The following is a 13,434-nucleotide window of genomic DNA, read 5'->3' as shown; positions in this document are numbered from 1 at the left end:
GCGATGTCAGCCAGGATCTTACGGTCGATTTCAACAGAGGCTTTTTTCAGGCCGTTGATGAATTTGCTGTAAGAAATACCGTTCTGACGTGCTGCTGCGTTGATACGCGCAATCCACAGTTGACGGAACTGACGCTTTTTCTGACGACGGTCACGATAAGCGTACTGACCAGCTTTGATAACAGCCTGGAAGGCAACGCGGTAGACGCGTGAACGCGCACCGTAGTAGCCTTTAGCTTGTTTCAAAATTTTCTTGTGACGTGCACGTGCAATTACACCACGTTTTACGCGAGCCATGATGCTCTCCTGTATCTATTCTTAAAAAAGGTTAAAAGGTAAACGACTTATGCGTACGGCAGGCACGCGATGACCAGGCCCAGATCGCCTTTAGAAACCATGGCTTTCGGACGCAGGTGACGTTTACGCTTGGTAGCTTTTTTGGTCAGAATATGACGCAGGTTAGCGTGCTTGTGCTTAAAACCACCTTTACCGGTTTTTTTAAAGCGCTTAGCAGCACCGCGTACGGTCTTAATCTTTGGCATTTTAATAATTTCCACTTCGCATTGTTAATAAACGAAACAAAGGCGAACCAAACCTGTGAGCGTGTGGCCCACAGGTATGATTACTTGATGGCCTTACTGTTTCTTCTTCGGAGCAAGCACCATGATCATCTGGCGGCCTTCGATCTTCGTAGGGAAGGATTCGACTACTGCCAGTTCAACCAGATCTTCTTTCACGCGGTTAAGCACTTCCATACCGATCTGTTGGTGGGCCATCTCACGACCGCGGAAACGCAGCGTGATCTTGGCCTTATCGCCCTCTTCAAGAAAGCGAATCAGGCTGCGGAGTTTTACCTGATAGTCGCCTTCATCTGTACCAGGTCGGAACTTGATTTCCTTAACCTGGATAACCTTTTGCTTCTTCTTCTGTTCCTTAGAAGATTTGCTCTTTTCATAGAGGAACTTGCCGTAATCCATTATACGGCAAACGGGCGGCTCGGCGTTAGGGCTAATTTCAACTAAATCGACCCCGGCTTCTTCAGCTTTTTCCAGAGCCTCTCTCAGACTCACAATGCCAAGCTGCTCGCCTTCCAGACCAGTTAAGCGAACTTCCGTGGCGCGAATCTCGCCATTAATACGATTGGGACGCGCCGTTTGAACTCGTTTTCCGCCTTTAATACCTTATTCCTCCAGTTGTTGAAGACTGCGGCTGCGAATCTCTTGTTGCAGCTTCTCGATAACATCATTTACGTCCAGGCTACCCAGGTCTTTACCTCGACGGGTACGCACGGCTACTTTGCCGGCCTCAACCTCTTTGTCACCACAAACCAGCATATAAGGGACACGACGTAAAGTGTGCTCGCGGATTTTAAAGCCAATCTTCTCGTTTCTCAAGTCCGCTTTTACACGAATGCCCGCATTTTGTAGTTTCTGCGTCAATTCGTTAACGTAATCGGCCTGAGAATCGGTAATGTTCATGACTACAACCTGCACTGGCGCAAGCCAGGTCGGGAAGAAGCCCGCAAACTCTTCGGTCAGGATGCCGATAAAGCGCTCCAGTGACCCAAGAATGGCGCGGTGGATCATCACTGGTACCTGGCGCTCGTTGTTTTCGCCCACGTAGGAGGCGCTCAAACGAGACGGCAGGGAGAAGTCCAGCTGTACCGTACCGCACTGCCATGCACGATCGAGGCAGTCATACAGGGTAAATTCAATTTTCGGACCGTAGAACGCGCCTTCACCCACCTGATACTCAAACGGGATGTTGTTCTCTTCCAGCGCGACTGCTAAATCCGCCTCAGCACGATCCCATGTCTCGTCGCTGCCGATACGCTTTTCCGGACGAGTAGAGAGTTTGACCACGATCTTTTCGAAGCCAAAGGTGCTGTACATATCGTAGACCATACGAATACAGGCGTTCACTTCATCACGCACCTGATCTTCCGTACAGAAGATATGGGCGTCATCCTGAGTGAACCCGCGCACGCGCATCAGGCCGTGCAACGCGCCCGATGGCTCGTTACGGTGGCAGCTACCAAACTCCGCCATACGTAATGGCAGGTCGCGGTAGGATTTTAGTCCCTGATTGAAAATTTGCACGTGGCCAGGGCAGTTCATGGGCTTGATGCAGTACTCACGGTTCTCGGAAGAGGTGGTGAACATCGCATCTTTATAGTTGTCCCAGTGGCCGGTTTTTTCCCACAGCACACGGTCCATCATGAACGGGCCTTTTACTTCCTGATACTGGTACGCTTTCAGCTTGGAGCGCACAAAGGTCTCCAGCTCACGGAAGATAGTCCAGCCGTCATTATGCCAGAAAACCATGCCCGGCGCCTCTTCCTGCATGTGATACAGGTCGAGCTGCTTACCAATTTTACGGTGGTCGCGTTTCGCGGCCTCTTCCAGACGCTGCAGATAGGCGTTCAACGCTTTTTTATCTGCCCACGCCGTACCGTAGATACGCTGCAACATTTTATTGTTGCTGTCGCCACGCCAGTAGGCCCCTGCAATTTTCATCAGCTTGAAGTGATGGCAGAAGCGCATATTTGGCACGTGCGGACCGCGGCACATGTCGATGTACTCTTCATGATGATACAGGCCCGGCCTGTCGTCATGCGCGATGTTCTCATCAAGAATGGTCACTTTATAGCTTTCGCCGCGCGCAACGAAGGTTTCACGCGCTTCGTGCCAGCTGACCTTTTTCTTAATAACGTTGTAGTTAGTTTCGGCGAGCTCGTGCATACGCTTTTCGAGCGCGTCGATATCTTCCTGCGTCAGCGTGTGGTCAAGATCGATATCGTAATAGAAGCCGTTATCAACAACCGGACCGATAGCCATTTTGGCATTGGGCCACAGCTGTTTGATGGCATGACCTAACAGGTGCGCACAGGAGTGGCGGATAATTTCCAGACCATCCTCATCTTTGGCGGTAATAATCGCCAGCTGCGCATCGTTTTCGATAAGATCGCTGGCATCGACCAGCTCGCCGTCAACGCGACCGGCGATGCAGGCTTTCGCCAGGCCGGGACCGATATCAAGGGCAACATCCATAGGGCTGACAGGACGATCGAACTGGCGTTGGCTGCCGTCAGGAAGGGTAATTACAGGCATGTGAGATCCTCTATTTGCAGTGGTGACCCCCACGAAAGGTCACATACAAAACTATTTTTCAAATTATTATCAACGGCTTAAATCAGGTTTTCGTCTTCACTCTGACGAATTTGTACAGAAATTGCGCTGCACCCTGCTCTGCCGTTGATAAGCTCACCTCCGATACTACACGTCTAATCAGTGAGTTAAAAGGCTAGCGTTGCATTCTAGTAAGGAATGGGGGCTGCATTAACTATTTCAAGGGATGTAATCAGGCTGATTGTAATAAATGTGTAAAATTAAAAAATGAAACGCCTTATCAATAAAAGTAATAACGCTTATTAAGTGTATAAATTGGCGCATGGTCGAAATCTTGACAAAAAAAGCGTTATTTACTTGACGATATATCCCTCAAAGCCAAATAGACGTGTTAGGGTAGTGTTTCCACTCAACGGACTGGAGGGGTTATTATTAACCTCAAATTTCAGTGTCCCGTCTGCAATGGTTTTAGGTTTCAGTTTTCAACGTATCACGCCGAGAAAAAGCTTCCGCATGGTGCAGTATGCGCAAGCTGTGGGGAACGCCTTACCGCATCAATGTGCATTCCTATCACCAGGCAGATCAATAAAGTGACAAATTAAATAAAGGCTTCGTAAGAGGCCTTTTTGCTGTTCAGGCTTTGCCTTCAGGAACGAGGGCGTTAATGACCGTCTCCATGGCCTGACGCGAGAGTTCACTGCGCTTAATTCGCTGGTTAGCCAGCGATGTACGCAGCACGCCGGCAATCACAATATGCTTTGGCTCCTGGCCTAAATCACGCATCTCCAGCACCACCTTACCTACAACGCGGCACATCTCATCATACAGCTCGCTCTCTTTTGCCTGGTTTCCCATAGTGCCCTCTTTCCGCTTGTCTCTGAATTTAAAGGCATAGCACATAGAAAAACCCTGTTAACGTCAAGCGATCCGGCGCACTCTATCGATAATTACGTGATTGAGCGCCCGGTGCTGCCGTTTTTGTAAGCAATATTTTTTAAAGTTAAGCTAAATTTTGCCGATGTTATAGCCTACATTGGGCAAACAGCATCGCGACACAACACATGCAATCGATAAATCATAACGCTATTGCAGGCCTGAGTCTCAAAGCCCGGTCGGGAACCTCATCGATCCTTCAGCAATCGATCGAAAGGCTCGCCTCCGGACTGCGGATTAATGGTGCCAAGGATGATGCCGCAGGTCTCGCTATTGCCAATCGGATGGGCGCAAATATTAACGCTGACGCTGTGGTTTCCCGCGGGATTGATGATGCCATCAGCCTTGCGCAAACCGCAGAGAGCAGTCTCGGTTCAATCAGCTCGATGCTTATCCGGGCTAAGGGTCTTGCTATCCAGTCGGTGAACGACTCGCTCTCGGAGAGCGATCGCGCCAGCATCCAAAACGAATTCGCCAGCATTCTCGCCGGGATCAACAGTATCTCTGAAGGTACAGAGATCTTTGGTCTTTACCCGCTGGCTACCGAAAATCCCGAACTGCCGCCAGCGCTAATCGGCAACGTCGCCCCGGTAAACACAAAATTCCCAGTGGCGAATCAGGACTACTCCTTCAGCTCGGGCATCATTCCACTGGCCTATATTCCGGCCGGTTCGACCAATATCGCCATTACCATTAACTCGCTTGGCGCGGACGATGATATCCAGCTTTTTACCCGCGACGGCAAACATCTGGCGGGCACGCCCATCAACGGCAGCGATCCGGATTATACCTGGGTCAGCAAAGGGATTACCGACTCCGCAAGCGCAGACGCCCAGCTGCTCACCGCAGCCAATGGTTTCAAGAGCGGTGCCGTTTATGATGACTCCATGCTTATTGAAGGGGGCGCGGCATGGGCTATTAACGGCAGTGCTTCTGTGAGCTATAACGGTATGAACATTGCCTATAGTGGAGACGGTGACCGCTATGAGGACAGCACCAACGGCGGGTTTAACGACGGTAGCAATGGTTCAAATCTGCTAGAGCGGGTAACGATTGATAACGTTAAAGAGGACCTGATTGTCGTTGTCGTTGGCAATGGTGCATTTACTGCCAACATGACGTGGGGGAACCTGGAGGCACCGACCGCCCAACCTGCGGTACCGCCGAAGAAGAGTATCCCCTATCAGGTCGTTACCAGCGCCAACTTTGGCGATCAAATCGAGACCACCACGCTGGATACGACCCCTGCGGATACCAAAACGCTGGGTATCAATGATGCACGACTGGATACCGTGCAGTCGGCTCGCTCGGCAATGGGTTCGCTCGACAGGGCATTGGCAAAGGTAGATGGTTACCGCTCGCAGTATGGCGCGGCCATTAATCGCTTTGAGTCCAGCAAATCGGTACTGGCGCAGCAGAAGATTGCAACGCAGTCAGCGCAAAGCCGGATCCAGGACGCTGATTATGCTCTGGAAACCAGTAAAATGCTCAAAGCGCAAATTTTGCAGGAGAGTCAAAACGCGGTATTGAAAATAGCGAATCAGGCACCTGAGAACCTGCTTTCTTTATTACGTAGCTAAATACAATAATGAGAAAACTTTACGCAGAATGACAGATATAAAAAAACCGGGACAGCATGCTCCGGTTTTTTACTTAGTCAGGCTGACGCCCGGATGTAAAAAAGCAATTAATGCTAAAGGCTAAATCCATTAATACCATTCACCGGCAACCAGAGTATGCACGTCGAAAGCATCATCCGTAGAGCGTCCGGTATTCTGCGAGCCGGGCTGAATATTCGAGCCAGCTTCAATATCCGCGGCGTTAAACGTAGCGCTTGGGTAGGTGGTTTGACTGGCAGTGTTATAGCTTGGTTGAGCCGCGAATGCGCCAAAAGAGAGTGCGGAAAGCACCGTGGCGGCGGCCAGTGTCTTGATTGTTTTCATAATGTTTCTTCTCTGTTTGAATTAGTACATTATTGCGGAGGCTTTTTTTGCCTGTGCGTAAAGTGTAGATCCAGATCACACTTTTGCCTAGTCAGATTATTTATCAAAAAGTGTCAAATAAATTGAACGTGTTGCAGCAGATGAAATTATGGAGAGAAAAAGGAGAAACTCTTTTCCTGAGGAAATAAAACGATGTTGCAGGGTTTAATAGCACAGAAAGATAATTCCGAAGCGGGCCGGAATAACCGGCCCAAAATCAATTACATTTTATAGCCGAGCGAAATGACGGTACGACGATCGGTATGCTCCGGGGCGGATGCCGGCGGCTCGGAGTTCCACGTTACGTTGTAAGCCAGCTTCAAACCGAAATGCTCGTTAATGGCTACGTTCAGCGCGGTCTCAGAGTTAACCGTGGTATCGTCTGCACCAAATACCGATACGCCCTGAGTAAACTTAGCGTTGTCGGTAAACTGCCAGGAATACGCGCCGGAGGCATAGCCCAGCGGCTGTGTTTCGCTATCGCCGTCGGTGTACTCGTCATAACGGACACCCGGACCGAATTCAAAACGCAGGCTGTGCACCGGACCATTCAGGAACTGACGACCATAACCGGCGGTCACAATATCGCGCTGACGGTAACCGTTGTAGCGGTCGGTAAGCCAGCTTGCCTGGCCAAACACGTAGTCAGCGTCGGTCACGTTATAACGTGCACGGCCGCCCACGGCATACTTTTCCGAAGAGCGCTCATCGTTAGAAGAGGTATTGCTGGCGTTTCCCCAGAGCGACCATGCGGTAGTGTTACCGTACCAGGTCAGCGTTGAGTCAGCGGTCAGGGAGGTACTTTTGGTATTACCTGACTGGTTCAGGTAGCCTGCATTCACATTACCTTCGAAGGGTTTCTGTGCTGAGGAGGGATCGTCCATGACAGTAAAAACGGTATCATCTGCGGCAGCATTCATCGACGCAAGCACGCCTCCCGCCAGGATAACAACAGCGGGTACTGTCTTCAAAAGCTTCATTTATAAAGAGTCCGTACAGCAAAAAAAAGAGGACCTACGGTCCTGGAAACTTCCTTCAGGATCAATGTTTAGCAATCTGAAGAAAGGTAACAAATTATAAAAAGGCTCAAATAACATAGCAATGTATTCTTCTTTCATTTTTTGAATAAGAGCGCTCTCAAACCCCCAATAAACGTATAATGCTCTCTCCTGACGCTCATCGTTATTTATTTGAAAAATCATGCTGTTATTTACTTCCCCTTCCGATGATTCAGTGCCAGGCTTAGGACAACCAAGCGAAAGGAGATGAAAATGACAGCAGTCTATACTCTGACCCTGGCCCCGTCGCTGGACAGCGCGACGCTGACTCCGCAGATCTATCCCGAAGGTAAATTACGCTGCACCGCGCCGGTCTTTGAGCCTGGCGGCGGCGGGATTAACGTGGCCCGTGCCATCGTGCATCTTGGCGGACGCGCTACGGCAATCTTCCCTGCGGGTGGGGCGACAGGTGAACATCTTACCGCCCTGCTGGCCGATGAGAAGGTTACGACGATCCAGGTCGCCACCCATGACTGGACACGACAGAACCTGCACGTGCACGTTGAGACCAGCGGCGAGCAGTACCGCTTTGTGATGCCCGGCGCGGCACTAAGCGAGGATGAGTTCCGCCAGCTCGAGGAGCAGGTGCTCACTATTGAGAGCGGTTCACTGCTGGTGATCAGCGGTAGCCTGCCGCCGGGCGTTAGAGTGGAAAAGATGGGCCAGCTTATTAAGGCTGCGCAGAATAATGGTATCCGCTGCATTGTTGACAGTTCCGGTGAGGCGCTGGCCGCTGCCCTGGAAATTGGCGGTATCGAGCTGGTGAAGCCTAACCAAAAAGAGCTGGCCGCGCTGGTCGACCGGGACCTCACTCAGCCGGATGATGTCCGTCGTGCCGCCCAGGAGCTGGTTGACAGCGGTAAGGCTAAACGCGTTGTGGTCTCTCTCGGCCCGCAGGGGGCGCTGGGGGTAGATGAGCAGCAGTGCGTGCAGGTTGTTCCCCCTCCGGTTAAAAGCCAGAGTACGGTGGGTGCAGGTGACAGTATGGTGGGCGCAATGACGCTGAAGCTGGCGGAAAACGCTTCGCTGGAGGATATGGTGCGCTTTGGCGTCGCCGCCGGCAGCGCCGCGACCATCAACCACGGGACGCGCCTCTGCGGTCAGGAAGACACACAAAAAATATATGATTATCTGTGCCAGAAATGATAATCGACTATGCTGAAAAATGTTGCGATAACAATGAGGTGAGCTATGGCCAGTGGGGATATCACTCGCTACGTAATAACGGTAAAGTTTCACGAGCATAGTTTGACTGAAATTAACGAGCTTAATAATACCTTTACGCTCGCCGGTTATCTCCTCACCCTGAGCGATGATGACGGCAAGGTGCACGAACTGGGAACCAATACCTTTGGCCTGGTCAGCCCGCTGAGTGAAGAGGATATTAAAGAGCAGGCGCTGGCGCTGGCAGAGAGCGCCATCGATCGGCGGCCCGATATTGAGGTTACGACCTGGGAGAACTGGCTGAAGACGCAGCAGCAATAAGTGCCTTTGCACACCCCCGTGGCACAGGGTGTGCGCAGAATCGTATTTTATGCTGCGTTAGCGCGCTAACCTTTAATCTGGCAGATTGCAGGGGAGAGAGAGCATGTGGCAAGCGGTGAGTCGTCTGTTAAGCGAGCAGCTCGGTGAAGGTGAGATTGAGCTGCGTAATGAGCTGCCGGGTGGAGAGATCCACGCAGCATGGCATATACGCTTCGGTGGTCGCGATCTCTTTATGAAGTGTGATGAACGCGAGCTGCTGCCTATCTTTACCGCCGAGGCGGATCAGCTTGAACTGCTGGCCCGTAGCCGTACGGTCAGCGTTCCGGAGATGGTTGCCGTAGGCAGCGATCGTGATTACAGCTTTCTGATCATGGAGTATCTCCCTCCCCGCCCGCTGGACGCCCATAACGCATTTCTGCTCGGTCAGCAGCTGGCGCGACTGCATCAGTGGAGCGAGCAGCCGCAGTTTGGCCTCGACTTCGATAACGATCTCTCAACCACACCGCAGCCAAATGCCTGGCAGCGGCGCTGGTCAACCTTTTTTGCCGAGCAGCGTATCGGCTGGCAGCTTGAGCTGGCGGCGGAGAAAGGTCTCGCGTTTGGCAATATCGATGCCATTGTCGAACACATTCAGCAGCGCCTCGCCTCCCACCAGCCGCAGCCGTCTCTGCTGCATGGCGATCTCTGGTCAAACAACTGCGCGCTTGGCCCCCATGGTCCCTACATCTTTGACCCGGCCTGCTACTGGGGAGACAGAGAGTGCGATCTGGCGATGCTGCCGCTCCACCCGGAGCAGCCGCCGCAGATCTATGATGGCTACCAGGCGGTGATGCCTCTGCCAAACGGCTTTCTGGAGCGACAACCGATCTATCAGCTCTATACGCTGTTTAACCGGGCAATCCTCTTCGGTGGACAACATCTGGTGACGGCCCAGCAGGCGCTGGACAGGATCCTGGCCGCTTAATTAGCGCGGCCAGCCTGGCGTTCCGGCTACATAAACCCGAGCAGGGTAAAGAAGAAGTAGCCAGCAATGATGACAATGACGGGCAGCACATAGAGCGGGAAAATTTGCAGGAAGATGGTGTGACGCGGTATGACAATGCGCGATTCGATCTGCTCGCGGGTTAATCCTTCCGTCCCCTTTGCCTTCTCAAGGATGAGCTGGTCCTCTACCCCTTCCCTCAAGAAGCGGGTTTGGCGGCTCATGCGCGCCCCGGAGGCCTGCAACGCCAGCCCAACAAAGATCAACGCGAAGATAATCCAGAAACCGATGTTCAGCTGCTGATGAAAATCCGGCGTCGGTGAGTTGTACCAGAAGAAGTTGAGAAACGGCGTATTAAAACGCATCATCTCAATCATGACATGGGCAAAATCCAGCATCACGGCGTTGATACCTGGCTGCTTCTCGCTGTGCTCGTACATAAATTTGAGTACGGAAATCAAAGTGGAGACCACCGCCGGGATAAAAATCACCCATCCCAGAACGCGCTTCAGCACGGCAACGCGTCCAGCTTGTTGATACGTCATCTATTCCCCTTGTTTAAGACGTTCCATTTGCTGGTTAAGTCTACCCTTAGAACACCGTTTTCGCCCATTTTTAAAAGCGCTATCCTGAAGCAATAGCCATAATGAACGTTCGTCTGTCTATTTATTCCACTCACAAGGAGAGGTTGTTATGTCAACCCCGCGTCAGATCCTCGCCGCTATCTTTGATATGGATGGCCTGCTTATCGACTCCGAGCCGCTCTGGGACCAGGCCGAGCTGGAGGTGATATCCAGCCTCGGCGTTGATGTTACCCGCCGTCATGAGATGCCCGATACGCTGGGCCTGCGCATCGATATGGTGGTCGATCTCTGGTACGCCATGCAGCCCTGGAGCGGACCGAGTAAACAGGAGGTCACTGAGCGGATCATTCAGCGGACCCTCTCGTTAGTAGAAGAGAAGCGTCCTCTGCTACCCGGCGTACGTGAGGCGCTGGCGCTCTGTAAAGCTGAAGGACTCAAAGTAGGTCTGGCATCAGCCTCACCGCTCTCTATGCTGGAGAAGGTGCTCGCGCTTTTCGAGCTGAGCGACTATTTTGATGCTCTCGCCTCGGCGCAGACGCTCCCCTACAGTAAACCTCACCCGCAGGTCTACCTTGACTGCGCGGCGAAGCTCGGCGTCGATCCTCTGACCTGCGTTGCTCTTGAGGATTCGGTCAACGGTATGATTGCCGCCAAAGCCGCCCGCATGCGCGCTATCGTGGTACCCGCTGAAGAGAACCGCGAGGACGCACGCTATGCGCTGGCTAACGTCAGGCTGGAATCGCTGGCACGGCTGACAGGGCAAGATTTGCGCGGATAGCGCGCATTTTGCACCGTTGAGGAAAATAAAAGTAAAACGGTGACAAAGTGTTACACCGTCACCTCTTCCGCCTACTGTACAAAAACCCTATACTGTATACTTCGACAGTTGAGTGAGTATGATCATGACGGCGGAAGGACACCTGCTTTTTTCCATTGCCTGCGCGGTGTTTGCCAAGAACGCCGAGCTCACCCCTGTGCTTGCGCAAGGGGATTGGTGGCATGTCATTCCCTCAGCCATTATCACCTGCCTGCTCCCGGATATCGATCACCCAAAATCGTTTCTCGGCCAGCGCCTGAAGTGGATCTCCAAACCCATTGCCCGCGCCTTTGGTCACCGAGGGTTCACCCATAGCCTACTGGCGGTGTTTATCGCCGTAACGCTCTTCTATCTCAAAGTGCCTGATAGCTGGTTTATCCCTGCCGATGTGTTGCAGGGCATGGTGCTGGGCTACCTGAGCCATATTCTGGCCGATATGCTGACGCCTGCCGGCGTACCGCTGCTCTGGCCCTGCCGCTGGCGTTTCCGCCTGCCTATTCTTCGGCCGCAGCGCGGCAACCAGCTCGAGCGCGTGCTCTGTATGGTGCTCTTTACCTGGGCGGTCTGGATGCCACAGGGTGTGTCCGATAACAGCGCCGTGCGCTGGTCTTCGCAGGTTATCAATACCGTGCAGGGTGAGTTCAATCGCTTTATTAACCAGCAATCCGGTCATTAATCAGGCAGAATTGTGCATTTACTTATAACCCATTCCATTTGGATATAAGAGCTGAATCACACTTCTGCTAACCTTGGCGGCAACAGGGCGGCGTGCAACGCGTCGTCTTATAAAAACCGTTCAGGAGATCTGAAATGAATTTCCCTTTAATTGCGAACATCGTGGTGTTCGTGGCATTGCTATTTCTGCTGGCGCAGACGCGCCATAAGCAGTGGAGCCTGGCAAAGAAAGTGCTGGTCGGTCTGGCGATTGGCGTGGTGTTTGGCCTGGCGCTGCAAGCGATCTATGGCGCGGACAGTCAGGTACTGAAAGATTCCATCCAGTGGTTTAACGTTGTCGGTAACGGCTACGTCCAGCTGCTGCAGATGATTGTTATGCCGCTGGTGTTTGCCTCTATTTTGAGCGCGGTAGCCCGTCTGCATAACGCCTCCCAACTGGGCAAAATCAGCGTCTTAACCATCGGCACGCTGCTGTTCACCACGCTGATCTCGGCGCTGGTCGGGGTGCTGGTGACTAACCTGTTTGGTCTCACCGCTGAAGGGCTGGTGCAGGGCACGGCAGAGACCGCGCGCCTGAACGCCATTCAGAGCAACTACGCGGGCAAGGTCGCCGATCTGAGCGTGCCGCAGCTGCTGCTCTCCTTCGTACCGAAAAACCCGTTTGCCGATCTGACCGGGGCCAATCCGACCTCTATCATCAGCGTCGTTATCTTTGCAGCCTTCCTCGGCGTGGCCGCGCTTAAGCTGTTGAAGGACGATGCGCCGAAGGGCCAGCGCGTGCTGACCGCTATCGACACTCTCCAGAGTTGGGTGATGAAGCTGGTACGCCTGGTGATGCAGCTGACGCCGTACGGTGTGCTGGCGCTGATGACCAAGGTCGTAGCAGGCTCTAACCTGCAGGACATCATTAAGCTCGGCAGCTTTGTTGTCGCCTCCTACCTGGGGCTGGGGATCATGTTTGTGGTTCACGGTATTCTGCTGGCGGTGAACGGCGTTAGCCCACTGAAATTCTTCCGTAAAGTGTGGCCGGTACTGACCTTTGCCTTTACCAGCCGCTCCAGCGCCGCCTCTATTCCGCTGAACGTGGAAGCGCAGACCCGTCGTCTGGGCGTGCCGGAGTCTATCGCCAGCTTCTCAGCCTCCTTCGGTGCGACCATCGGCCAGAACGGCTGTGCAGGCCTCTACCCGGCAATGCTGGCGGTGATGGTCGCCCCAACGGTAGGCATTAACCCGCTGGATCCGCTGTGGATCGCGACCCTGGTAGGAATGGTCACCATCAGCTCGGCCGGCGTAGCGGGCGTAGGCGGCGGGGCAACCTTCGCGGCGCTGATCGTTCTGCCGGCTATGGGTCTGCCGGTCACCCTGGTGGCACTGCTGATCTCCGTAGAGCCGCTGATCGATATGGGTCGTACCGCGCTGAACGTCAACGGTTCAATGACCGCTGGCACGCTTACTAGCCAGTGGCTGAAGCAGACCGATAAAGAGGTGTTGAATAGCGAAGAGAGTGCCGAACTGGCGCATCGCTAATCTTTTTATAAGCAGCAACATCCATACTGCACCCGAAAACTGGCTAGCCAGTAAAGTAAGGTGCAGTTTTTTTTTTTATAAATAAGCGTGCCTATACCTTCGTTACGGTTTCAGTAGGTAAGGTCTTTCAGCTGCGTTTTTGCTGCCGTTTTCTTTTCTGCCGCATCCGGGTCTGCATCGCAGCGGATAATCTCTGGCATCAGCGGAATAGTCAGTTTGCAGTCAAAATAATAGGCATCGCTTTCCAGCCAGTCAGCCTGTTTA

General features: G+C 52.8%; 15 protein-coding genes. 7 read left to right on the top strand and 8 right to left on the bottom strand.

Features of this window, described 5'->3' with window-relative positions:
* From rplT to fumD, 5 genes are all read right to left on the bottom strand, one after another.
* On the bottom strand, positions 1-296 hold a 296-nt coding region (gene rplT / locus RTP97_RS20190), incomplete at its 3' end, for a 50S ribosomal protein L20 (protein ID WP_312416812.1).
* Between the two features lie 47 nt (positions 297-343).
* The gene (rpmI, locus tag RTP97_RS20185; RefSeq protein ID WP_001124225.1) at positions 344-541 is read right to left on the bottom strand and encodes a 50S ribosomal protein L35; all 198 of its coding nucleotides are present in this window, start codon (positions 539-541) and stop codon (positions 344-346) included.
* A 93-nt stretch (positions 542-634) separates the two neighbouring features.
* Positions 635-1,177, bottom strand: coding sequence for a translation initiation factor IF-3 (gene infC / locus RTP97_RS20180; RefSeq protein ID WP_071908164.1), 543 nt, complete (start codon positions 1,175-1,177; stop codon positions 635-637).
* A gap of 3 nt (positions 1,178-1,180) precedes the next feature.
* Entirely contained in the window at positions 1,181-3,109 is a 1,929-nt protein-coding gene (gene thrS / locus RTP97_RS20175; protein WP_312416811.1) for a threonine--tRNA ligase, read from the bottom strand.
* A 651-nt stretch (positions 3,110-3,760) separates the two neighbouring features.
* Positions 3,761-3,982, bottom strand: coding sequence for a fumarate hydratase FumD (fumD, locus tag RTP97_RS20170; protein ID WP_312210955.1), 222 nt, complete (start codon positions 3,980-3,982; stop codon positions 3,761-3,763).
* A 206-nt stretch (positions 3,983-4,188) separates the two neighbouring features.
* Here fumD and RTP97_RS20165 point away from each other — a divergent pair, with 206 nt between their 5' ends.
* Positions 4,189-5,640 carry a flagellin gene (locus tag RTP97_RS20165; protein ID WP_312416810.1) on the top strand — a complete coding sequence of 484 codons (1,452 nt, stop codon included), beginning with the start codon at positions 4,189-4,191 and terminating at the stop codon, positions 5,638-5,640.
* A gap of 129 nt (positions 5,641-5,769) precedes the next feature.
* Here the strand turns inward: RTP97_RS20165 and RTP97_RS20160 are convergent, their stop codons facing one another.
* Together RTP97_RS20160 and RTP97_RS20155 are read right to left on the bottom strand one after the other, a co-directional pair.
* Positions 5,770-6,003 (bottom strand): hypothetical protein, encoded by a 234-nt coding sequence (locus RTP97_RS20160; protein WP_103821112.1) that lies wholly within the window; start codon positions 6,001-6,003, stop codon positions 5,770-5,772.
* A gap of 260 nt (positions 6,004-6,263) precedes the next feature.
* A complete protein-coding gene (locus tag RTP97_RS20155) occupies positions 6,264-7,022 on the bottom strand; it encodes a YdiY family protein (protein WP_312416809.1) in 759 nt (252 codons plus the stop codon).
* A 291-nt stretch (positions 7,023-7,313) separates the two neighbouring features.
* Between RTP97_RS20155 and pfkB the strand changes: the two genes are divergently transcribed.
* The 3 genes from pfkB (at position 7,314) to RTP97_RS20140 (ending at position 9,549) form a co-directional block, all read left to right on the top strand.
* Positions 7,314-8,246, top strand: a complete 933-nt coding sequence (pfkB, locus tag RTP97_RS20150; RefSeq protein WP_312416808.1) for a 6-phosphofructokinase II — start codon at positions 7,314-7,316, stop codon at positions 8,244-8,246.
* Positions 8,247-8,291: 45 nt separating this feature from the next.
* Positions 8,292-8,585: a type V toxin-antitoxin system endoribonuclease antitoxin GhoS gene (ghoS, locus tag RTP97_RS20145; protein ID WP_312416805.1), complete on the top strand. Its 294-nt coding sequence runs from the start codon at positions 8,292-8,294 to the stop codon at positions 8,583-8,585.
* Between the two features lie 103 nt (positions 8,586-8,688).
* Positions 8,689-9,549, top strand: a complete 861-nt coding sequence (locus tag RTP97_RS20140; protein ID WP_312416802.1) for a fructosamine kinase family protein — start codon at positions 8,689-8,691, stop codon at positions 9,547-9,549.
* Positions 9,550-9,575: 26 nt separating this feature from the next.
* Here the strand turns inward: RTP97_RS20140 and RTP97_RS20135 are convergent, their stop codons facing one another.
* A complete protein-coding gene (locus tag RTP97_RS20135) occupies positions 9,576-10,112 on the bottom strand; it encodes a YniB family protein (RefSeq protein WP_312416798.1) in 537 nt (178 codons plus the stop codon).
* Between the two features lie 148 nt (positions 10,113-10,260).
* Between RTP97_RS20135 and hxpB the strand changes: the two genes are divergently transcribed.
* The 3 genes from hxpB (at position 10,261) to RTP97_RS20120 (ending at position 13,170) form a co-directional block, all read left to right on the top strand.
* Positions 10,261-10,929 (top strand): hexitol phosphatase HxpB, encoded by a 669-nt coding sequence (gene hxpB, locus RTP97_RS20130; protein WP_312416795.1) that lies wholly within the window; start codon positions 10,261-10,263, stop codon positions 10,927-10,929.
* A 124-nt stretch (positions 10,930-11,053) separates the two neighbouring features.
* Positions 11,054-11,644 carry a metal-dependent hydrolase gene (locus RTP97_RS20125; protein ID WP_312416813.1) on the top strand — a complete coding sequence of 197 codons (591 nt, stop codon included), beginning with the start codon at positions 11,054-11,056 and terminating at the stop codon, positions 11,642-11,644.
* A gap of 134 nt (positions 11,645-11,778) precedes the next feature.
* Positions 11,779-13,170 (top strand): L-cystine transporter, encoded by a 1,392-nt coding sequence (locus RTP97_RS20120; protein WP_312210940.1) that lies wholly within the window; start codon positions 11,779-11,781, stop codon positions 13,168-13,170.
* The last annotated feature ends 264 nt before the right edge of the window (positions 13,171-13,434 follow it).

Source organism: Pseudescherichia sp. (genome assembly GCF_031998825.1).
Taxonomy (GTDB): Bacteria; Pseudomonadota; Gammaproteobacteria; order Enterobacterales; family Enterobacteriaceae; genus Pseudescherichia.
The sequence above is the reverse complement of the archived record's forward strand: the minus strand, read 5'-3'. Positions and strand labels throughout refer to the sequence as shown.